The sequence below is a fragment of the Dictyobacter vulcani genome, from assembly GCF_008974265.1.
Lineage (GTDB): Bacteria > Chloroflexota > Ktedonobacteria > Ktedonobacterales > Ktedonobacteraceae > Dictyobacter > Dictyobacter vulcani.
Genome location: NZ_BKZW01000003.1, coordinates 210854 through 231687, shown reverse-complemented (window position 1 = coordinate 231687; position 20834 = coordinate 210854). Strand labels below are relative to the sequence as shown.

Below are 20834 nucleotides of genomic sequence, written 5' to 3'. Positions count from 1 at the left end.
AGAGCCGCTTGCTGACGGCATCGTCACAAAAAACCATGAAAACCAGGCGCGGCAAACACGAAAGAAGTCACAATTGGTTGTATATCCTGGCAATTCCCGTACTGCTCATCATGGTCCTGCCCTATATTTATCTGATCTTGCAGTCTTTTGCTACCTGGGATCAAGTCAACAACACGCTCATTCCTACCTCATTCAGCTTACGTTCATATGAATGGATCTGGACTGGTGGCGGCTTCACACCCCAACCATGGCTGAATGCGCTGTTCAACAGCTTGCTCGTCACAGGTGTGGATAGTGTTTGTATGGTGGCCTTCGGTGCATTAGTTGGCTATGCGCTCTCGGTATTACAGTTCAAAGGGCGAAAATTCGTTAACAACTTTATTCTCTTCCAGATGTTTTATCCAGCGATCATTTTGCTGGTGCCGACCTTCCTGGTCATTCGCTTCGCAGGCATTTACGATACCTACTGGGCCATGCTCATCCCCAAGATGCTCAGCTTATGGGCCATCTTTATGTATACCAACTTCTTCAGATCTATTGATAACGAAGTCATTGAGGCGGCACGTATGGATGGTGCCAGTGAAATCGGGATCATTTTCCGTATCATGCTCCCTATCTCACGCTCAATTACATCGGTTATCTTCCTCTTTGTCTTTATGGAGCGTTGGACTGAATTAATGTGGGATCTGATCGTTGTCAAGGATTCCACCAAGCAGACCTTGAACGTGCTACTGTCAACGATGTTTGGTCCTTATGGGGCTTATCCTGGACCACTCTATGCTGCTGGTACCTTGCTCACTGTCCCGATCCTGGTGCTATTCATTCTGTTCAGTCGCAATTTTGTCAACGGCATCCAATTCGTCTTGCGCTAAGTTGTTCTCCGAGGCAAGCATAAAAAGCAAAAGTGTTTTCAATAGAGCAGAAAAGAAGGAAGTTTAACTGATGAGCGCAATACCGATGAAGCGGCGCAAAGCCAACCGTGCGTCAGCAAGCCGAGAGTTCCAGGGCTGGCTCTTATCAAGCCCCTATCTCATTTTTACCTTGATCTTTTTCTTGATCCCCCTGGTGTATAGCATCTATCTGGTCTTCCAGAGTTGGGATCTCATTTCGCCGACACCAGTATTTATCGGACTGGACAATTTTAAAGAGGCGCTGAGCAGTATACGCGTGCGTCAGGCTTTCCTGGTCTCGTACGAGTTCATGGTCCTGTTCATTCCTTCGGTGATGATCGGATCGATTGGTCTGGCCTTGATTGTCCAGCATGTGCCCAGGTTCAAGTCGCTCTTTTCAGTCGGCTTCTTCCTGCCTTATCTGGCTTCGGGCGTTGTTTCATCATTGGTGGTGCGGGGCCTCCTCGCTTACAATGGTCCGCTCAACACATTCCTGCGCTCAGTCTTTGGCACCTCGCCTGATTGGTTGGGCAATGGTACCAGTGCCATGGCGGTCATCGTCGGGATGCTGGTCTGGAAGTTCGCGGGCTACTACTCATTGATCTTTGTGTCGGGCCTGCAAGGGATTCCTAACGAAGTTTATGAAGCGGCCTCTATTGATGGTGCCAATGCCTGGACGAAATTCTGGCGCGTGACCTTACCGATGCTGTATCCAGCGTTTTACACGGTCTTGATCCTGGCTGTCGGTATCTCTTTCTCAATCTTTACCGAGCCTTTCACACTGACCCATGGAGGGCCACAGATGGCCACCCAGACCTGGCAGTTAGAGATTTACGCTCAGGCATTTGACCAATTCCGTTCTGGCTATGGAGCCACCGTCGCGCTCTTAAATGCCATCGTAACCTTAATCTCGATCATTGTTATTCGACGCCTGGCTGAATACTGGGGTCATCGCAACGGTTGGAATTAAATCACAGCAAACATTGACATAAAGGAATACATACTATCATGACAGATCTATCCAAACGTTTTACCGCCAATCCAATCCTGCATCCCAGGGATGTAAAGCCCAGCATGGAAGGCCTGGTCGTTGAGTGTCTGCTCAATCCAGGAGCCTTCACCTATGGTGGTAAAACCTATCTTCTGCTGCGCGTTGCGGAACGTCCGGAGCAGAGCGCGGATACAGTGAGTGCCATCGTCATTGATCCAGCAGCCCCTCAGGGCATGAGGATTCTCTCCTGTAAAAAAGGTGATCCTGAGCTCGATTATCTCTCCGATCCTCGTAGCTTTACCTACCAGGGCAAAACCTATCTCACCACCCTCTCGCATTTACGCCTGGCGTCAAGCGATGATGGTGTCAATTTCACTGTCGCGGACAAGCCTACGCTGATTGGTGAGGGTCCTTTAGAGACCTTTGGCATTGAGGATTGCCGGGTAACGGAGGTTGAGGGCACCTATTATCTAACCTATACCGCGGTCTCGGCCGATGGCTATGGTGTGGGTATGATCAGTACACAGGATTGGCAGCAGTTTAAGCGCCATGGCTTAATTGTCTCGCCGAATAACAAGGATTGCGCTATCTTCCCGCAGAAGATTGGTGACAGCTATTTTGCCCTGCATCGTCCTACCCTTGGTGCTGGCCTGGGCGGTAATTTTATCTGGACCGCAAGTTCACCTGATCTGGAGCATTGGGGACATCATACATGTATCGCCAGGACACGTCCCGGTAAATGGGATTCAGTCAGACTTGGCGCGGGTGCGGCTCCGACACGGACTGCTGAAGGCTGGTTGGAGATCTACCATGGGGCAAATGAAGAGAATCGCTATTGCCTGGGTGCTCTCCTACTTGATCTTAATGATCCGACAAAAGTGATTGCACGCTCGGAACAACCAATCATGGAGCCAACCCCCACCTATGAGACAGACGGCTTCTTTGGTAGCGTCATCTTCACCAATGGTGTCGTCGAGAACGGTGACGAACTCACCGTCTATTATGGGGCCTCAGATCTCGTAGTCTGCGGTGCCACCTTCTCGATCAAAGAAATTCTGGCAAGTCTACACTAGGAAGAAAATCACGCATGCAACCACTGGGTTTAGGCATTGTCGGCTATGGTGGCTTTGGCGAGTTTACCGCTAAAGCTTACGCACACATGCCACAGGTACGAATTGTCGCGATCACAGATGTAGATGCAACCCGCCGTAATGCGGCCGCCTCTACCTATCACGCGACAGCATATGAGACATATGAACAATTATTGGCGGATCCAGCCGTAGAGATTGTGGTCATCAATACACCACCATGGCTGCACGCCGCCCAGGCGCAACAGGCAGCTCTGGCCGGCAAGCATATCTTCCTGGAAAAACCACTGGCCATCGACCTTGCCGAGGCTGACAACCTGCTGGCAATTCTCCAGGAACGACAGGTCCATCTTGGTATCGACTATGTCCTGCGCCATGTACCAATCTACAATATCCTGCAGCAGCTGACCAGCAGCAAGTTACTGGGTGAGATCACCTATCTGCGCCTGGAAAATGTAGCGTCCAATGAAGCGCTCCATGGAGATCACTGGTTCTGGAAACGCCAGTATAGTGGTGGCATCTTCATTGAACATGGAGTCCATTTCTTTGATCTCTGCAATCAACTCAGCCAGAGCCTGCCAGGAGATATCTCAGCGTATGCCCATACAGGCTCAGATGGTCGGCAAGACCGTGTTATGGCAAACGTTGCTTACAACAATGGTATTTTAGCCAGTTTCTATCATGCCTTTGATCGGCCTGCCATTCTTGAACAAACGGTATTGCACGTCACCATGGAACACGGTACAGCTGTCGTAACCGGCTGGATTCCTGATCGTCTTGAGATCGAAGGTACCCTGTCCCGTGAGCGTTATGATGAATTATCCAACCTGCTCGGTGTAGAATTGAAGGTTACATCTGTGCCTGCGCCAGAAGGGATCACCGGGGCCACGGCTGGCGAGTTAGTAATGGCTCAGGTAACGAGAGAAGATCGTACTGCCGACTATACACAGGCCGTAACGATTGGTTTATCCGAGTTCATTCACAGCATCCAGGATCACAACTACCAGCCACAGGTAAGCCTGCAAGACAGCTATAGCAGTTTCCGACTGGCTTATCGAGCCCAACAATCGATAGATCAGGGACATAGCCTCGTCTACTAAGAGCAATGAAGCAAAAAGCCAGGACAGACTTTATTTGAAAAGTCTATCCTGGCTTTTTTATGAGTACTGGTACATGCTCAGATCAGTATCCGCCAATGTGCTAACCGTGAGGGTTAGCTGCGGCGGCGTACATCTGCTTCAAATGGCTGATTCAAACGGGCCAGTTGGACAGGACTGTCCGTTGAGACGCTCGGTGCCGGTAGCCCCTGCTGTACATTGGGAATAGGGCTTGCGCCACACACATTGGCTGGCTGATTGTTTGTAGTGGTACAGATAGCCGCAGTCAGGACATTGGCCGCACCAATAATACCTCGTGAGAGGTCGCTATTGGAATCGACAACCTCATCAGAAATATTCTGATAGGATTTTCCGGTTAGCACAGTCTCGGGATAATAGGCGCCCGTCGAGATAAATTGATTACCAATCGACATAAATGGAATACCAGCACTTTGTACATACGGCTGTTTGGCATATTGATTGACAATTTTCTGGTCATCCGCAGATAAATCATCGAGCTTCTGAGGATTGGTAGAATCGTTGTCAGCCGTCTCTTTGGCCTCAAAGTGAATGTAGTCGCTGCTATAGCTCGAACCATGGAATGAATAGGTAGGGACCTGGCCCTCACCTGAGAGAATAGGTGTCAGATTGCTAAATTTGCCAAAGCGGCTTAATGCGGCAATGACGACCCAACGCTGAGCGGCACAATGGGGGCAATATTCACCACCCATATAAAAAAGCTCCGGCTTGCCATCTGGTCCTTTGAGCACAGGTGTATTCTTCACATGCGTAAGTGGGGCAGTGGAGGTACCTTTATCAACACTGGAGAAAACATTTGCACTCACAGAGGTGATGGTTTTCAGGGCCTGATCACTACCAACCTTCGATTGCTCTGCCTCGCGCTGGGCCAGAAATATGAAGCCACCCACAATCACTGCTACTAAAATAACGATGCCTCCGACCAACCACCAGCCTGATTTTGAAGACTGTTGCTGGCGGCGTCCACGAGATTGCAGTTGCGTTCTCGTGTTGCTCTCACGTTGCTGACGCACCTGGGCCCGGCGACTGGAAGCTGAGCCTTGTTTTTGCTTGGCCATAATGATCCCTTCTGTCTACAATGATAAATATCTATGTTAACATCTATTATAGCAATACAAGTGTCTGGTTAGCAAAAAAACACCTGAAGGTTATTTCCCTATTTATTGCTCAAATCTGCCGCTCGCACCTGACTATGTATCACTGTTGAGCAGCCTGCTGTTCAATCGTGTGAGCTTTGCTAGACGCGTTAGCGGCGTTCACGATTGCTTTTCAATAACATGCCATTGCTGCTTAGTTAAACTCCAACGCAATAACCCACCTTCAAGCCCTATTTCCTGCATGCCTAGCTTCTGAAGGACGCGGATCGAACCCTGGTTATCGGGCAGGCAATCGGCAATGACTTTTTGCACATCACCGCGCTCAAAAGCCCAGTCCACCAGTGCACAAGCCATCTCAGTCGCATAGCCATGATTTTGATAAGCCGGCACAATATCATAACCTATATCGACCGTCCCCTCGTCATCAGGACCGCCCTTCAGCCCCATTGATCCAATTAAGACTGGCTCCTGACCCTCAAGCATAATTGCGCCATCCCATACCTCCGGCTGAGGATCACGTTCGAGTCCATTCAATAGCAGAGGTAATATAGGAGCAAAATCGTTGCCTGGCCAATCGGCGGGCACCGTTGCCTCCAACGTACGGGCAAACTCGGCGCGATCGTTTAATGCGAGTCGGATCAAGCGAGCAGTCAATGGAATCCATACCAATCTTGAGGACCGTACATGCATCTAAAGTTATTCCCTTCAAAAAATTACCAGCGGCGGACATATCGATGACTATCAAAATCACAGAATGTTTGGAGTATACTATAAAATCAAAGCTTATTCTATAGGTAGAGGATAGTCAATTCTATAACACTTACAGGCCAAAAAAAGAGACGTTCCTGCTCATATCCATGAACAAGAACGCCCGATGCACTTTTTTATTCAGCATAGCAACCATTCTTCCAACCTCCCCACCTGACGCCAGTTTTTAACCAGACTATAAACCAAGTTTCCAGTCAGCGGTACCAGGAGTATCAGCGAATTGATTGAAAACTGGATCCCAGTCCAACTTTACACCATGATCACCAACGGGAACTTCGAAGATGATATCACCTTCAACATGCCCCCCATTAATCAAGTCACCAAAACTCAGTTGATTTGGGTAGGCCTCTGTAAGCGTATAGGTCTTGGTCGTTTTTTGTCCCTGTGAATTGATTACGTGAAAATCGAGGGGATTATAGCTTTGTGTTTTGCCGCTTTTATTGAGGATTTTGACATGCAGCAGCACAAATTGATTACCGGGTTTAGGCTGATCATAGGTGTCGCCATTAATATGCTTGGCAGATGTCAATGTACAATCAACCCCCTGCAAATTCAGCGTCTGACCAATATTGCCACCAGTAACATCCTGTCCGCCAGTAGTCGTCGTAGGAGTATTACTGTCACTACCAGTTGTCGGCTGCGGTGTCGCATCAGTTGTGGTAGGATTGCTATTATTAGTGGCTGTAGCAGTAGAGGACTCTCTTGCAATATTCACGATACTTTGCGAAAAAATAGCACAGGATGCAATCAATACCACCAACAAGACGCCAACAATACCCAGGGTAATCCAGAGCCAGGTTTTCTTCTTCTTTGGGGCTGCTGGAGGATAACCCTGAAATGGTGGGGCGCACCAGGTGTATATGGATTATTCGGTGGGTACATCCCGGATGGATTCTGCTGTCCGCTGGCGGGCGGATAAGATCCAGGCGCAGGATAAGCATTGGGTGTGGCATACGGTGATTGATTACCATAAGGAGACTGGGGAGCATATTGTCCTGCCCCACTATCCGTTGTGCCGGGTTGCGGATATCCCTGGCCAGGATAAGGCGGTGGCGCGGCCTGGGTAGGATCATAGGAAGGCTGCGCGGCTTGCGTCGGCTCATAAGGCGGATATTGCGAATAGTTGTTTTGCTGAGGCTGATCAGGATTTTGACTCATATAAAATGTATAACCCTCTCCGATAATAACAAAGCAACATGATTACGAAACGGTCCAAGCATGTATTCTCATGTTTCAATTAAAGAATAGTATAACTGAATATGCCAATGAAGACAAGCAGATGATATTGATTTAGCACAGATAGTTTTCTAACTCATTTTGTATCATTTCATATTTTTTTCAAGCAAAATATCCTAACTATCTATTCCAGAGAGGATGGTATAAAATGGAAAAAATTATTCTTTTCTGAGGTGAAAGCATTGGCGTCCGAAATCCAGTGGTGGCAGACTCTTTTCTCGATCATCGATAGCCTGGAAGCTATTTCAGCCGATTATACCCTGGTTGGTTCTTCCGCTCTCTTTGCACAGGGTATCCTTCCGGCCAGCGGGCCAGATAAGCTGGAAATTTCTCTCCAGTGGGACCTTATACCGCGCGCTTACGCAGTATTGCAAGCACATGATGAAATAGAAAATCATGTCGGCTTTAAGCGTTTCCTTCTTCATCATCAGGATATAGAAGTAGGAATCATCGGCTATCTCAATACTGTCGTCAGCACAGATCCCGATCGGTTGATGATAGAGCATGCGGATAGAAAGCTCTGGGTCAAAGCACTGGATTATTATATACAGACATTAGCACCCGAAGATCCTGATCGACAGGCGATTACACTACATCTGCAACGCTTGCAGCAGCACAATAGCCAGCTTAATCAAGCGGCCTGGAATCAGGCAACCTACGATGCCTGGGTGTATCGCCATGGAACCCCACAGGAGCTAGCGGCACGCATCCAGAAAGATCCTCGCACGCGGTTGGCCTCGCTCAACAAATATTTGCCAGAGCTCAACGGAAAAAAGATTATCAATCTCTTAGGCTCACATGGCAGCAAAGCGATTGCGATGGCGCTACTGGGAGTAGATGTCACAATCGTAGATATCTCACAGGAAAATGCACACTACGCACAGGAAGTAGCCGCCGCTGCTGGCGTACATGTGCGTTATCTGGTGACCGATGTCCTCAATCTTCCTGTAGAGGAACACGCCGCTGGCTATGATCTTGTCTTTATGGAACTCGGTATCTTGCATTATTTTGTGGATCTGGCCCCATTAGCACAACTTGTTCAGCAAATACTCCGTCCAGGAGGACAACTATTGCTGCAGGATTTCCATCCCGTCTCCACAAAATTAATTACTTCAAAAGGCAAAAAGCATAAAGTGACTGGAAATTATTTTGATAAAGGACTGCATGTGAGCAATGTGGCCTTCAGTAAACATCTACCTGAAGGCGTACAACAAGCACCACAACAGGTCTATCTCCGCCATTGGAACCTGGGAGAAATTGTTACCAGCTTTGCCGCAGCAGGACTGTTCATTCGCCGCCTGGATGAGGAGCCAAATAGCAAGCTTGATGATATCGGGCTCCCCAAGACGTTTACGCTGGTCGCTGAACGTCCGACATTTTCACGCGAACGGCCAGAGGTGGTTTAATGCTGGCGCGGAAATAGCTCAGGACGTCGGTGCGTCAGAGCAGGTAGCGTCTGACGTACTGCGGCCAGCCGTTGCAAGTCAAGCTCTCCATAAATAACACACTCGCCCTCGGTCCCTTCACCCAGCACAATCCCTGAAGGATCAACCATCAGGGATCGGCCCACATAAGCATTGCCGGCCTGATCACAGGCAAACATATAAGCGGTATTCTCAATCGCCCGGGCCGTGACCAGATGGTGCCAGTGCGACTCTTTAAGCGCGCCCACAACCCAGGCGGAAGGCATCACAAAAAAGTCCACGCCCTGTTCCATCTGATAGCGCGCAATCTCAGGAAAACGCAACTCATAGCACACAAATAATCCCATCCGCCCAAACGGCGTCTCCAGCGGAGTAAACAACTGCTCCCCACGGGCAAAGACCTCAGATTCCTGAAAGCCAAAGGCATCATAGAGATGCGTCTTGCGATAACAACGCAGCAGCGTTCCCTGATCATCGATTAGTACAGTGGTATTATAGGTCTTATCCACCGTCTGCTCAGCCGTCTCCAGCATACCACTGACAACCCAGACACCCGCCTGTTTAGCCGCCTCCTGTAAACCAGACACATACGCACCATCCACCCGCTGCGAGACACTGCGCGCATAGTCAGCAGTAAAATTTTCTTTCGCCAGCAGTGCCATAAAAATCTCAGGAAAAACCACCAGCCTGGCTCCCCGGCGCGCAGCCTGATGGATAGTCGCTAGCGCCTTCGCCAGATTCTGTGCTGGATCCGCCGCTGACTGTAACTGAGCCAGCGCAATCATCGTTGTCGCCATAAAGTATCCTCCTGATCAGGTTTCATCATGCTTATCTTCATGTTGATATTCAAGATAACATCTCATATAATCTTATACGACTTCAATTACATAGACACCTATCAATTTAATGATAAGTGCATACCTACCTGACACATGAACATCACATCTACCACTGTAAATCTACAACCTGTGAGGGAAAAATACTTATGGACGAGAAAGATATAGTAAGGATACTCTTTCTAGCTGCATCGCCTACAAATACAGTTCCTTTAGAATTAGACAAAGAGATCAGCACAATCAGGAAAATGATTCGTGATAGTACATATCGAAATCACTTTGCAATAGAAGATGAATGGGCAGTGCTCGATGATGATCTCCTTAATCAGATGAATCGCAATCGCCCTCATGTGGTCCACTTTAGTGGTCATGGTACAGCTTCAGGCGAATTAATTTTTGAGGGAAATGATCGGTCAGCCAGACCAGTTCCGACCCGGGCCATTCAGTCACTGTTCAGTAATTTCAAGGATACGACACGGTTAGTTATTTTAAACGCCTGCAACACACATCAACAGGCACAAATGATCGCGAAAGAAATTGATTGTGTCATCGGCATGAGTCAATCCATTGGCGATACTCCAGCTATCGTATTTATTGCAGCTTTTTATGCCGCCTTAGGCTTTGGAAGTTCTATTCAAGATGCATTTAATCAGGCGTTGAATCAGCTCCAGATCAAGAATATCCCGGCAGAGGATATTCCCCGACTATTTACGCGTCGGGGCGTCAATGCCAAAAAGATTACATGGCGCGACCTGATTAAACCAGCAGGCGGGTCAGAAATTGTCAAATTAATTGGAAAGCGTTCAGGCGCAAAAGATAGACCTGTATCGATATTTGTTTCATATGCCAGCGAGGACGAGAGAATTTACGCAAGATTGGATAAGCACTTTGCGACCATGAAACGTAATGGCACCATCTCAGTGCTACGCTTCGACGATATACTGGCGGGACAATCTAGCATGGAGACTGTAACAGAATATCTGAATGAGGCAGATATTGTGCTCTTATTGATCAGTCCCGATTTTATGGCATCTGATAACCTGTATGAAAATGAGTTAAAACCAGCTTTTAAGCGACGCGCACAGGGCTTGACCAGCGTTATCCCGATCCTGGTCAGACCAACTACTGGTTGGAATGAAGACAGAAATTTACACGGACTCTGGGTTCTACCTGTCAATAAAACACCTGTTTCACGCTGGGACGATATAGATAGCGCCCTGCTCTCAGTTGCTAAAGAAGTACGTAGAGTAGTCGATACAATTAAAGCCAACCAGGCTTAATGACAATACTTTTCATATAAAAATTGGTTCTCCGTCCTTTGGGGGAACCGAGATGCAGGAGCTGTCGGCACCCGATGCGCTCAATCCTATTGAGAAGCATCCCAGCGTAACGGCAGGTCTTGAGCCTGCAACCTGCATACGTCCGACCAGATACAAGCAACTTATCGTACGTGCACGGTCCGCAGGCTCAAGACCTAATACTTTTCGGTTAGCGAGACGTTGAGAGATGGTTCGACGTGACCAGCAAGCCATGTGTACGTGGAGAGGGCGCCACACGCGGAGGCCGCACTGCTCCGTTTGCGCAGGCCAGCGTGCAAGAACGACTTCGCAGTGCTGTGGCGCCTACAGGGATCGTGTGGATCCTCCCCGTACCTTCTCGGAGAGGATCACGAAACAGGATCCGTCTCGGTGTAGGCGCCACAGGCATGCGATGCTCGTTGAGCCCCTCGCTCCACCATCACGCCGCATGCCGGCCTCCGCGTGTGGCGCCCTCTCCACGTACTATTTTTATGGCCACAAAAGCGCTTCAACGAAAAATATTGGGCTCAAGACCTGCCGTTACGTTCGGAGACGTGCTCACTGAACCCCAACTGAATGACCAGGATGCGCTTACGTTGAACGTATTGGCCCTTGCCCCCCACTTCCCTCTAAAGGACAGTGAGCCTAAAAAATTCTACTCTTCACGTTCTACTGGTCTCCCAGCAACGACCGACCCCACCAGACATGAGCTATGTCTGGTGGGGTCGGTCGTTGCTGGGAAATTCTATAAGCCTGCTGGGATTATGATTCGTAGTATAAATGTAGGGGCATATGCCTGTGCTATGATAATGAAAAATTATATCTGCAGACAAAAGGATCGTATATATGGATACAGCTGCATCCTTAGATCAGCAAAAGATCGTTCTGGAAGCGTGCAACTTACGCAGGGTTGTCGCGCCAGATAAAGCGATTGTCGATGATATTTCTCTGGCAGTGCAAAAAGGTGAAACCTTAGCCATCGTTGGACCTTCTGGTTCTGGTAAATCTTCGTTTTTACGCCTGCTCAATCGTCTGGATGAACCCACCAGTGGAACGGTGTTCCTGGATGGTGTGGATTATACGACGTTATCCCCGCGTATGCTCCGCCGTCAGGTTGGCATGGTGATGCAGTCCGCCTATTTGTTTCCTGGTACAGTCACCGACAATATCACCTTTGGACCGCGCTCCCGGGGAGAGCAGGTTTCAAAACAGCGTATCCAGGAGTTACTGGAACATGTGCAGCTAGCAGGCTATGAGACGCGCGACATCAACGGTCTTTCGGGTGGAGAAGCCCAACGCGTCTCTCTCGCCCGTACGCTCGTCAATGATCCTCAGGTCCTCTTACTGGACGAACCCACCTCAGCCCTGGATGAAGCGACACGCTCGGGCGTTGAGCAATTGATCAACACGATCATGCATAGTCAGGGATTGACCAGCATTATTGTCACCCACGATATGGCGCAGGCTGCTCGTCTGGCGGATCGCGTCGCCGTGATTAAAAGTGGAAAGCTAGAACGCATCGGAACGGTAGAAGAGGTCTTACATGACACTATTGCATGACATGCTCACATCGCTCACTTCACCCCAGGTCGTTAATGGCTTGATTCAGGTGGCGGCCGCGTCAGTCATGGTACTGATCGTGGTCATCATCGCTTCATTCAATCGGGTGAAGATCGCCCGAGAAACCATCACCTCAATGGCGCGTGGCTTCATCCAGATCCTGCTCGTCGGTATCATCCTGGTCCTGATCATCAATGCATCCATCATCTTCGGCTATCTGGTGCTGGCCATGATGATCATCTTCGCCGCAATCCTCTCTTATAAACGCGGCAAAGGCCTGCCTGGAGCCTTTAAGATTTCGCTCCTGGCAATTGGCATAGGTTCAGGTATCACCATCCTGATTATGGCCCTGGTCGGCGTGATCGAGCCAAAGATCGCCAATCTCATTCCAGTGGGGAGCATGATCATCTCCAGCTCGATGCGCACCAACTCGCTCTCGCTGAACCGCTTCCGAGCCGAGATCGAATCCCATGTCGGACAGATCGAAGCTGGACTGGCCCTGGGAGCGCCGCCAGCCACCGTTATTGAAACCTATTTGAATAATACAGTTTACGCCAGCATTATCCCTGCCGTGGATACCCTGCGCTCGCTCGGCATTGTCTTCATACCAGGACTCGCCAGCGGCATGCTGCTTGCAGGAGCCAATCCCATCTATGCCGCCGAATATCAATTTGCGGCCATGGCTATGCTCTTCGCCGCCAGCACCCTGACCGGCCTCGTCAGCGGGCTCCTCTTGCGCAGCACTATCTTCTCAGCCGCGGAACAACTGACGCTACGCCCACAGATCACAAAGATCGGATAAAAAAAAGCGGGAAGTGCGTTTGAGCACTTCCCCCCTGGAATCTCGCAGTAATTACCTCGTCACAGGTTCCAGTTCGTAGCTATAACCCTCTATCTCCTTCGCCACATGCAACACCCAGAATAATTCCCGTACTGTATGGGTACGTGCAAACGCATTCCAGCCGGCTTCAGTGCCAACAATAGTAGAGCTTGGTAACCATTCAAATCCGGCATACTCACGTTGGCGTGCAAAAACCAGTAAAGCTTCCCGCACGCGACACTCTTCACAATTTCCACAGGTACAAATTTTCATAAATACTGTCATGCCCTTTTCACAATTTCGTTAACGCTAGAAATTCTACCATGCTCCAAAGCAGAAAGCGAATGCAGTGGGACCCGGATGTATACACTATTTTATGAGTCTCAAACACAGAGATAATATAAAAAGAGAGCCGGAAGAAATTCTCCCGACTCCTGAAGTCTCAAAAAAGTGTAGCTTGCTGAATACAAGCTTGATCCGTCTAGTGCATCATAACTGGACTCAGCGCCCCTGTGCCATCCTCTGCACCTTGCGCAGCGCTATCAGCAGTTGCCTTACCGCGACCACTGCGGAGAGGAATTTCTTTCAAGAAGAAGACCAGTAACAGGCCCGTAACCATAAAGCACACACTGAAGATGAAGACATTATGGATACCCTGAGCCAGACCAATCTTTACCGCCTCAAGGATCTGGTCATAGATCTGCTTGCCTCCAGGAAAGCTCTGAAAACCCTTCATGATCTTATCCTGGGTATCTTTAGAGAGCAGAATGTTAGGATTATCAAAAATGCCCAGCAGATCTTTGTGATACAACTTCTGAGCCATAGCCGCAAATTGGTTCACTGAAGCCGGTACCGCCTTACGGAAAGCAGGCTGATACGCAGAAGTCATCACAGATCCCATAGCGGACAAAGCAATCGTACCACCAATCTGACGGAAGAAGGTCAGAGCCGAGGTCGCCTGCCCAATCTTGTCTGGTAGTGCATTCTGCACAATCAATGTGTAGAGCGACATACCAAAACCAAGGCCCAGACCCATCACTACCATCGAGATCCAGAGATCATTGGCGCCGGAATGGACATCCAGACGAAGCAACAGAGATGCACCAATCACACTGATAATCATACCTACAATTGCGACAATTTTATATTTACCGGTGCGCGACACCACCAGACCAGACACGATACTGGCCGCGATCAGGGACAGCATCATTGGGGACAGGAGCAGACCGCTATCCGTCGCCGAGATGCCAAGAATACCCTGCGCAAACAGAGGTAGGAAGTAGATCGCACCAAACATGGCCATACTGGTAATCATCGATATAGCAATGGCAATGGTAAAAATGCTATTTTTAAACAGGCGTGGATCAATGATCGGCTGCTTTTCTTTGCGTGCAAGATATCCCTCATAGGTAAAGAAGGCCACAAAGCCAGCCAGCGAGAGCGCGAACAAACCAACAACCTGGACAGAAAGCCAGGCGTATTGCGTACCCGCCCAGGTTAAGCCAAGCATCAATGGTACCGTGGCAACCACCAGCAAAGCCGCGCCCAGATAGTCAATCGAGACATTTGCCACTTTCTTATGCAGAGAAGGCATCAAAAAGATCAATACTAACAGAGCCGCGATACCCACTGGCAGATTCACATAGAAAACCCAGCGCCAGTTCGCATTCTCAGTGATCCAACCACCAGCTGCCGGACCAACAATCGAAGAGAGACCAAAGACAGCACCGGTCAGGCCCTGCCATTTACCACGCTCACGTGGAGGAAACAGATCTCCAACCACCGCAATCGCAATTGGCATCAAAGCCGCCGCTCCCAGACCCTGGAAAGCACGGAACACGATCAACTGATTCATCGATTGGGCCATGCCACAGACAGCAGAACCAAGCAAAAAGAGCACAACCCCCACCAGGAAAATCGATTTGCGCCCAAATAAGTCTGAGAGCTTACCATAGATAGGGATCATTACAGTTGAAGTTAGCAAGTAAGCAGTGGTCACCCAGGTATAGCGATCAAGACCATTGAAGTCCGCGATAATATGGGGCATCGCAGTTGACACAATCGTCTGGTCCAGGGAAGCCAACAGCATCACCAGTAAGACGCCAGCCATAGTCAGCAGCGTCTCTCTTCTGGTATAGCGTGGAGCCTCGGTTGTATCGACCGTAGCCTCAACAGATGTATTCGTTTCTAAAGCGCTCATCAGGCATCCTTATCAATTCGTAACTAATTTTAATCAAAAAGAGGTCATGAAAAGTTCATATAAACAAAGTAGGTAGGAGCAGAGGCAGCAAAGCACCTATTCTCTATAGGTACCTTCATTGGCACAAAACAATCGCAGATAGAGGCGCTGGTTAATTCCTGACCATGTATTTCCTGCCTGACCACACAGTCATAATTTTACGATGAAGTCAGCATAAAGTCAAGAGGGGAAAATAAAAAGCACAGCTTCACAACAAGAGCGGGCAGTTTAACTGCCTGCTCTTGTTGTGAAGCTGTGCTCTCCTGGCAATGGGGGTAGTGGCTTCAAGCCAATCTGGGGGCGCTGACGCCCCCAATTTCTGTTATATGTTGTTGCATCAGGAGCGCAATGCGCTCCTGATGCAACAACATATAACAATCGGGAGAGATGTGCTCGAATACAATCGGGAGAGATGTGCTCGAATACAATCGGGAGAGATGTGCTCGAATACAATCGGGAGAGATGTGCTTGAATACAATGGGGAGAGATGTGCTTGAATACAATCGGGAGAGATGTGCTCGAATGTTAGCCGGGCACTTCTCTCCCGATGAGAGTACGCTCGTGAAAAAAGTAGCTATAGATGTTATTTGGTGGCGATCTCTGCATTTTCAGAAGTCATAGACTCTGTAGGATCCGCGATCACTGCTTTTTCTGGCTGGCTATTTTTTGGACGAGCATAAAAATAGACAAGTATAGCAGCGATAATCGGAGGAAGTATCATCAGGAAATAGCGAATACCTAATTGATAACCACCAAAGCGGAAAAACACCAGGTTCATATATGTCAGCAAGGCACTGGCTGAAAATACCAGACAAAAAGCCAGTAACGCCTTCGTCAGGCGTCCCTGCACAAAAGCCAGCGTTAACGGAGCCAGAGCAACAAGCCAGACCACATACCACGAATAAAACCAGGGCGTTACCAGGAGAATTATCGTCATCGTAGTCAGGCTACCAAGCACCAATGTACGCATCGTAGGTGAGCGCCAGACATACCAGGCACCAGCCAGAATAGCCAGACCCATAGCAATGATATCGACTTTACTCCAGAAACCACGATTCGCCAGCGCATGGGCCATAAATCCCACCGGCGTATTCGACGTAATAGTTGGATGCACCTGCAACCAATTCATAGCCACACGCATTAATGAGTTCTGTGCACCACTCGAAGAAGGTGGTGTACCAAAGCTATGCAAAATTTCACCCACCCCATGACCAATCCAGAAGGGTAAATATGCCAGCACGGTAATTCCCACAAATACGACACCAGCAATCACGACATTTTTAATGGCCGCCAACCATGGCATCTCACGCACCGGTGTCTCAGGTGTGCCCAGAGTTTTAGCCGCCAGCACCAGCAAGAAAAAGAGGATGGCCGGGATCGCCGTAAACTTGACCAGCACACTCAGTGTGAGCACAATCAGAGCAGGCCAGTAATTCTTGAACTGAGTAAAGCCGCGTTGGTCCGCCCGCAGGCAGAGAAAAAATCCATAGAGCAAGAGGGTACTCATAAAAACGTCATTGTGGGCACCCAGAGGTCCCTCAAAAAGCATCAACGGATTTAAGGCATAGAGAAACATACCCACAGTAACAGTACGCTCTGAGCGGCCTGTCTTACTTAGAATCAGTCCGATCAACAGCGCATTCAAGAGATGGCAAGCCAGACCCAAAAATCGATAAATATAAAAGTAAGCCAGTAGGTGATTGCCAAAGATCAGCGAGAGGGCTCCTGCCAGATACACCCATACAGGACCATAAGCTGAGGGGGCTGTATTCCAGCCATCAATCCGCGTCAAAAGGTCATCATGCGCTACCTGGCTGGGGGTAGTAAAGTAGGGATTAGCGCCATGGGCACCCACCAGATTTCCATAGTCCGCATAGACAAAGAGATCTCTTGAAGCCATACCAGGAGTCAGGAGAAAAATGAGGCCTGCGACAATTGCACCAATCCACATCCAACGCCGCAAGGCTGGCATCTGCTCAGGTTGGGCTCGTCTGGCAAGAAAATAAGCGGCCAGCGTATACATAACAAAAGCCACAGCCATCAACAGTAAAATTTCCATATTACCCGTCAAATATAAAGCCACTGGATCCGAATGGGTAAAATGCATCGGTAACCATCTTCCCCAGCCAGTTAGCCACGGCATGGCTGGCGGCGAAAAGTGCGGAGGTGTTGCAATGTCTTCAGTCAGGTGAGTGACACCTGTATACAGATGCCCCAATCGAGCAATGGGTGTTATACTTAACAAAACACATATCACAATTATCAGCACACAAAAAATCATAAACCAGGGTTGACTATATTTGTGTCCTACTGACTGCTTTGATGATGATTTTCCTGTTTCTATCGTTTTATTCATATGATCATTCTACGCTCAATATGTCTACATCTCAAGATGCTCGCAACATACATAGATTTTACAAACACTACACTTGTCTAATACGAGATAAAATTACAGAGGTAACCATTTAACACAAAAAAGGTACCAAACCCGCCAAATTATCTAATTCTTTCGCGTTTCTATGCGTCATATTAGAAAGTACACATCGCTCTTCATTTTTTGGAACGGAATAGCCTTAACAGGTCCAGATAGTTATCGTATAACGATACCACAAACCGCCAGTACATGTAAGATATATAAGAAAATGTATACAGATGTAATGGCACCGAAAGGGCTGGTCTACCAATCCTGACATACTCCACACATAGGCATGGCATGGGTTACGCTATAGGGCTATTGGTATGGGAGAAATGATAGGAAGAACGCACAAAGTCCTATATTCTGGTATACTGTTCATGGATAAGATCTTATGAAAAAGATCTCAACCAGTACGATTACTTTATAAATTCCTACTTTCCATCCCAAAGATACTGATATTATCATCAAACCTTGGCTTATTTTTTATCAATTGATCAGTATCCGTATTTATTTTTTTGAGGTATAAACGTGAAAACACGCATCCTTGTCATCGAAGACGAACCAGATATTTTAGAGCTCTATCGTTTGCTGCTAGAGACAGAGGGTTACGAGGTGTATACCAATGATGCTATCTATCATGATCTCGCAGTGATAGAGCAGATCGACCCACACCTGATCATTTTGGATCTGATGATTGGCGGCAAACAAGCAGGCTGGAATTTTCTGGAAAAGGTACATCATCATCCAGGTACCTCATCTGTCCCTCTCCTACTGTGTACGGCAGCGGAACACGATCTCAGGGAAAAGATAGACGAGCTAAAAACACCCAGTATCGACGTAGTATTTAAGCCATTTGATGTCGAAAACCTGTTACAGGTGGTCCAAAAATTACTCACATACGCTCCGATCGAGACATGCTAAGACAAAGGACATGATAACCTGGTCCACAAAAATACTCCTTCTATTGACCAGACCGATCAGGCTCGTGTACTATATTATAAGAAGAGTACATAAAAATCCTGAAGGGCACCACGAGTTTTTAGATGGAGAAATAGCATGGTGGCATCAATACTCACTCTGGAGGGGTCGATAACGCTAGCGTTTATCAGTGGCATGTATCTGGCGGTGTTTCTCTGTGGCATGATCGTCTTTGTGCTTGTTTTCTTCATGATCCAAAAGAATAAGCAGAAATGGTGCTCAGTCTGCACTCAACGCCTGCGCAGCAGCGATAACTTTTGTAATTACTGCGGAACAGCTGTTTTACCTGCCATCAGGCTTGCACCGATGCAACCACAGCAAGCCCGCCGCAGCTACGCCCCTCCCACATCATATAAAACCCCACAGACTCCCCCACCTTTTCCAGGAACTCTCATAGCACCAGTCTCGACGATAATCTCCACAAACAGCTATCATGTCAGTATAGATAAACCTGACTATAACTGTCCTCGCTGCCATACAGAACTCTATTTCAGCGACACCTTTTGTGGGAACTGTGGCAGCCGTCTGGTACCCGCCGTCCAGCAGATACAATACAAAAAAATACCTGGATGAAAAGTTATCGGCAACAGTCATTCATCCAGATATTTCGCAGGAGTTTAGCTTTGCTCTGCGGGTGGCGTTGCTTTGGGGCTTGCCACTACGTGATGGAATATGCTACTGATACGTGAACGATAACGCCTCACGAGCCAGGTCACGATAGCGATGGGCACAATGTAGATACTAAAAGCAAGCAACCAGATCAAGAACGTTAAGACAGCCTGGCCAAATTGCAGGGAGGCAGCAAACGCTTCTCCAAAAGTACCATTGGCCGTCCAGGCATGGTCAGTGGCTGGCTGTGGGACTCCATCCGGAATAATCGGCTGTAAATTAAGCACAACCGTGTAAAAAGTGACTTGATCGGCTAATAGTTTTAAGTGAGCTTCAGAAGTCTCGATATTGCCTTCAACTTCTGATAACTTCTGATCGACGGTCACGATATCGCCCACAGACGCTGCATGGCTGAGAAGCTGTAGCAAACGGGTCTGTTCAACTTTATAATTTTTAATACGCGACTCGGTATCTACATAATCGTTAGAAACATCCTGCACACTTTCTTTCAATCCCAGCAATTTACCACCACTAGCTCCCTGAAGATTATAGTCGCGCAGATATTTATAAATCTGAGGATACATCGTCGATTGCACTGAAAAGGTTAAATTTATAGAGTAGAGCTTATCAGCCACTTGCGTATAATCAGCGCCAGCGGAAGAAGAACGAGGATCAGTAGAAGTGATCCAACTCTGAATATCATTGGCAACTTTACGCGTATCTTTGACCTGCATGCTTACATTCAGCGTCTTAATCAAATACTGTGGGCCAGCTTGTACTGGAACAACCTTTGATTGTGAGTTAGCAGCGCCTGGTTGTGGGACCGCTCCCTGTCCAGCGTTACTGTTCCCGCCTGCAGAACTATCCCTGGGCGCAGATTGCCTGGTCGTGGCCGAATTACCACTGTCACTGGTAGCGCTACTAGCACTGCCACAAGCAACGATTAGCATAGCCAGTAGGAAAAAGCTTGTCACAAGAAAACCGGCTTTTTGTAGAGACATCCGTGTACGTAACATCCGTCAGCTCCTTTAGTAGTCATCAATATGACCAGACCAGTGAATAAAGCATAAAATGCCTTTGCCATAGCTTTTATACAAACATATCTTTTCGTCATACAGATTTATTTATCCTACAAAGAAGACGTCATAAGCTCCGCCATAGTTCCCATGTACAAGCTCCCATAATAAAATACGTCATTTATATGACTATATATCTCATCTTATTTCATGCATTCCATCCTTGTCTTTCAGCAAACCAGAAACCTCGTGTCAATGTATAGTATGAGAGACAAAAACAACAACTATTTTTCGATAAACGCTACTATTTTGCCTGTACAAAATTATTTCTGGATATGTCTATCTTTATGAGAATTTTATGCGGTGCAGCCACGATTCAAGTTACAAGAAGTCGTTCAATCAAAAAGAGAGCATAATAATTCAGCCTCGAAT

The 20834-nt window shown here is 48.0% G+C and carries 20 protein-coding genes; 10 read left to right on the top strand and 10 right to left on the bottom strand.

All coding sequences use genetic code 11. The features are described 5' to 3' along the window. Positions 1-35: 35 nt before the first annotated feature. The 4 genes from KDW_RS25165 (at position 36) to KDW_RS25150 (ending at position 4069) form a co-directional block, all read left to right on the top strand. Positions 36-872 (top strand): carbohydrate ABC transporter permease, encoded by an 837-nt coding sequence (locus tag KDW_RS25165; protein WP_151759070.1) that lies wholly within the window; start codon positions 36-38, stop codon positions 870-872. An 85-nt stretch (positions 873-957) separates the two neighbouring features. Continuing rightward, positions 958-1860: a carbohydrate ABC transporter permease gene (locus KDW_RS25160; protein ID WP_371876276.1), complete on the top strand. Its 903-nt coding sequence runs from the start codon at positions 958-960 to the stop codon at positions 1858-1860. Positions 1861-1898: 38 nt separating this feature from the next. Continuing rightward, on the top strand, positions 1899-2954 hold the full coding sequence (locus KDW_RS25155; protein ID WP_151758689.1) for a glycoside hydrolase family 130 protein: 1056 nt from the start codon (positions 1899-1901) through the stop codon (positions 2952-2954). Between the two features lie 14 nt (positions 2955-2968). Next, positions 2969-4069 carry a Gfo/Idh/MocA family oxidoreductase gene (locus KDW_RS25150; protein WP_151758688.1) on the top strand — a complete coding sequence of 367 codons (1101 nt, stop codon included), beginning with the start codon at positions 2969-2971 and terminating at the stop codon, positions 4067-4069. Between the two features lie 113 nt (positions 4070-4182). On the opposite strand, the gene KDW_RS25145 is transcribed toward KDW_RS25150, so the two are convergent. The 4 genes from KDW_RS25145 to KDW_RS25130 all read right to left on the bottom strand — a co-directional run bounded on the left by KDW_RS25145 (position 4183) and on the right by KDW_RS25130 (position 7128). Continuing rightward, a complete protein-coding gene (locus KDW_RS25145; RefSeq protein ID WP_151758687.1) occupies positions 4183-5163 on the bottom strand; it encodes a DUF929 family protein in 981 nt (326 codons plus the stop codon). A gap of 198 nt (positions 5164-5361) precedes the next feature. Further along, complete coding sequence (locus tag KDW_RS25140; RefSeq protein ID WP_151758686.1) at positions 5362-5892, bottom strand: GNAT family N-acetyltransferase; 531 nt, start codon at positions 5890-5892, stop codon at positions 5362-5364. 253 nt (positions 5893-6145) lie between these two features. Next, positions 6146-6685 carry a DUF4352 domain-containing protein gene (locus KDW_RS25135; RefSeq protein ID WP_162005592.1) on the bottom strand — a complete coding sequence of 180 codons (540 nt, stop codon included), beginning with the start codon at positions 6683-6685 and terminating at the stop codon, positions 6146-6148. Positions 6686-6717: 32 nt separating this feature from the next. Further along, entirely contained in the window at positions 6718-7128 is a 411-nt protein-coding gene (locus KDW_RS25130; RefSeq protein ID WP_151758684.1) for a hypothetical protein, read from the bottom strand. Between the two features lie 260 nt (positions 7129-7388). Here KDW_RS25130 and KDW_RS25125 point away from each other — a divergent pair, with 260 nt between their 5' ends. Next, positions 7389-8612: a class I SAM-dependent methyltransferase gene (locus KDW_RS25125; protein WP_198925534.1), complete on the top strand. Its 1224-nt coding sequence runs from the start codon at positions 7389-7391 to the stop codon at positions 8610-8612. On the opposite strand, the gene KDW_RS25120 is transcribed toward KDW_RS25125, so the two are convergent. Next, entirely contained in the window at positions 8609-9427 is an 819-nt protein-coding gene (locus KDW_RS25120; protein WP_151758683.1) for a carbon-nitrogen hydrolase family protein, read from the bottom strand. The genes KDW_RS25125 and KDW_RS25120 overlap by 4 nt on opposite strands. 188 nt (positions 9428-9615) lie before the next feature. Here KDW_RS25120 and KDW_RS25115 point away from each other — a divergent pair, with 188 nt between their 5' ends. Continuing rightward, positions 9616-10746, top strand: coding sequence for a CHAT domain-containing protein (locus tag KDW_RS25115; RefSeq protein WP_151758682.1), 1131 nt, complete (start codon positions 9616-9618; stop codon positions 10744-10746). A gap of 208 nt (positions 10747-10954) precedes the next feature. Here KDW_RS25115 and KDW_RS25110 read toward each other — a convergent pair whose 3' ends face one another. Then, on the bottom strand, positions 10955-11173 hold the full coding sequence (locus tag KDW_RS25110; RefSeq protein WP_151758681.1) for a hypothetical protein: 219 nt from the start codon (positions 11171-11173) through the stop codon (positions 10955-10957). Between the two features lie 437 nt (positions 11174-11610). On the opposite strand from KDW_RS25110, the gene KDW_RS25105 reads away from it, so the two are divergent. Both KDW_RS25105 and KDW_RS25100 read left to right on the top strand, forming a co-directional pair. Beyond that, positions 11611-12324 carry an ABC transporter ATP-binding protein gene (locus tag KDW_RS25105; protein WP_151758680.1) on the top strand — a complete coding sequence of 238 codons (714 nt, stop codon included), beginning with the start codon at positions 11611-11613 and terminating at the stop codon, positions 12322-12324. After that, positions 12308-13126, top strand: a complete 819-nt coding sequence (locus KDW_RS25100) for an ABC transporter permease (protein WP_151758679.1) — start codon at positions 12308-12310, stop codon at positions 13124-13126. Before KDW_RS25105 ends, KDW_RS25100 begins: the two co-directional genes overlap by 17 nt. Positions 13127-13177: 51 nt before the next feature. On the opposite strand, the gene KDW_RS25095 is transcribed toward KDW_RS25100, so the two are convergent. The 3 genes from KDW_RS25095 to KDW_RS25085 all read right to left on the bottom strand — a co-directional run bounded on the left by KDW_RS25095 (position 13178) and on the right by KDW_RS25085 (position 17739). Beyond that, the gene (locus KDW_RS25095) at positions 13178-13378 is read right to left on the bottom strand and encodes a hypothetical protein (protein WP_151758678.1); all 201 of its coding nucleotides are present in this window, start codon (positions 13376-13378) and stop codon (positions 13178-13180) included. 247 nt (positions 13379-13625) lie between these two features. Next, positions 13626-15344, bottom strand: a complete 1719-nt coding sequence (locus KDW_RS25090; protein WP_151758677.1) for an MDR family MFS transporter — start codon at positions 15342-15344, stop codon at positions 13626-13628. Positions 15345-15966: 622 nt separating this feature from the next. Continuing rightward, positions 15967-17739, bottom strand: coding sequence for an MptA/MptB family glycosyltransferase (locus KDW_RS25085; protein ID WP_151758676.1), 1773 nt, complete (start codon positions 17737-17739; stop codon positions 15967-15969). 588 nt (positions 17740-18327) lie between these two features. Here KDW_RS25085 and KDW_RS25080 point away from each other — a divergent pair. Together KDW_RS25080 and KDW_RS25075 are read left to right on the top strand one after the other, a co-directional pair. After that, entirely contained in the window at positions 18328-18720 is a 393-nt protein-coding gene (locus tag KDW_RS25080) for a response regulator (RefSeq protein WP_162005591.1), read from the top strand. A gap of 135 nt (positions 18721-18855) precedes the next feature. Further along, entirely contained in the window at positions 18856-19350 is a 495-nt protein-coding gene (locus KDW_RS25075) for a zinc-ribbon domain-containing protein (RefSeq protein ID WP_151758674.1), read from the top strand. A gap of 44 nt (positions 19351-19394) precedes the next feature. On the opposite strand, the gene KDW_RS25070 is transcribed toward KDW_RS25075, so the two are convergent. Next, positions 19395-20402, bottom strand: coding sequence for a DUF4349 domain-containing protein (locus KDW_RS25070; protein ID WP_151758673.1), 1008 nt, complete (start codon positions 20400-20402; stop codon positions 19395-19397). Positions 20403-20834 lie beyond the last annotated feature (432 nt).

Bases quoted from the DNA above. Each gene is read 5' to 3' on its own strand.
- KDW_RS25165 (WP_151759070.1), top strand. From the start codon at position 36: ATGAAAACCAGGCGCGGCAAACACGAAAGAAGTCACAATTGGTTGTAT.
- KDW_RS25160 (WP_371876276.1), top strand. From the start codon at position 958: ATGAAGCGGCGCAAAGCCAACCGTGCGTCAGCAAGCCGAGAGTTCCAG.
- KDW_RS25155 (WP_151758689.1), top strand. From the start codon at position 1,899: ATGACAGATCTATCCAAACGTTTTACCGCCAATCCAATCCTGCATCCC.
- KDW_RS25150 (WP_151758688.1), top strand. From the start codon at position 2,969: ATGCAACCACTGGGTTTAGGCATTGTCGGCTATGGTGGCTTTGGCGAG.
- KDW_RS25145 (WP_151758687.1), bottom strand. From the start codon at position 5,163: ATGGCCAAGCAAAAACAAGGCTCAGCTTCCAGTCGCCGGGCCCAGGTG.
- KDW_RS25140 (WP_151758686.1), bottom strand. From the start codon at position 5,892: ATGCATGTACGGTCCTCAAGATTGGTATGGATTCCATTGACTGCTCGC.
- KDW_RS25130 (WP_151758684.1), bottom strand. From the start codon at position 7,128: ATGAGTCAAAATCCTGATCAGCCTCAGCAAAACAACTATTCGCAATAT.
- KDW_RS25120 (WP_151758683.1), bottom strand. From the start codon at position 9,427: ATGGCGACAACGATGATTGCGCTGGCTCAGTTACAGTCAGCGGCGGAT.
- KDW_RS25115 (WP_151758682.1), top strand. From the start codon at position 9,616: ATGGACGAGAAAGATATAGTAAGGATACTCTTTCTAGCTGCATCGCCT.
- KDW_RS25110 (WP_151758681.1), bottom strand. From the start codon at position 11,173: ATGCCTGTGGCGCCTACACCGAGACGGATCCTGTTTCGTGATCCTCTC.
- KDW_RS25105 (WP_151758680.1), top strand. From the start codon at position 11,611: ATGGATACAGCTGCATCCTTAGATCAGCAAAAGATCGTTCTGGAAGCG.
- KDW_RS25100 (WP_151758679.1), top strand. From the start codon at position 12,308: ATGACACTATTGCATGACATGCTCACATCGCTCACTTCACCCCAGGTC.
- KDW_RS25090 (WP_151758677.1), bottom strand. From the start codon at position 15,344: ATGAGCGCTTTAGAAACGAATACATCTGTTGAGGCTACGGTCGATACA.
- KDW_RS25085 (WP_151758676.1), bottom strand. From the start codon at position 17,739: ATGAATAAAACGATAGAAACAGGAAAATCATCATCAAAGCAGTCAGTA.
- KDW_RS25075 (WP_151758674.1), top strand. From the start codon at position 18,856: ATGGTGGCATCAATACTCACTCTGGAGGGGTCGATAACGCTAGCGTTT.
- KDW_RS25070 (WP_151758673.1), bottom strand. From the start codon at position 20,402: ATGTTACGTACACGGATGTCTCTACAAAAAGCCGGTTTTCTTGTGACA.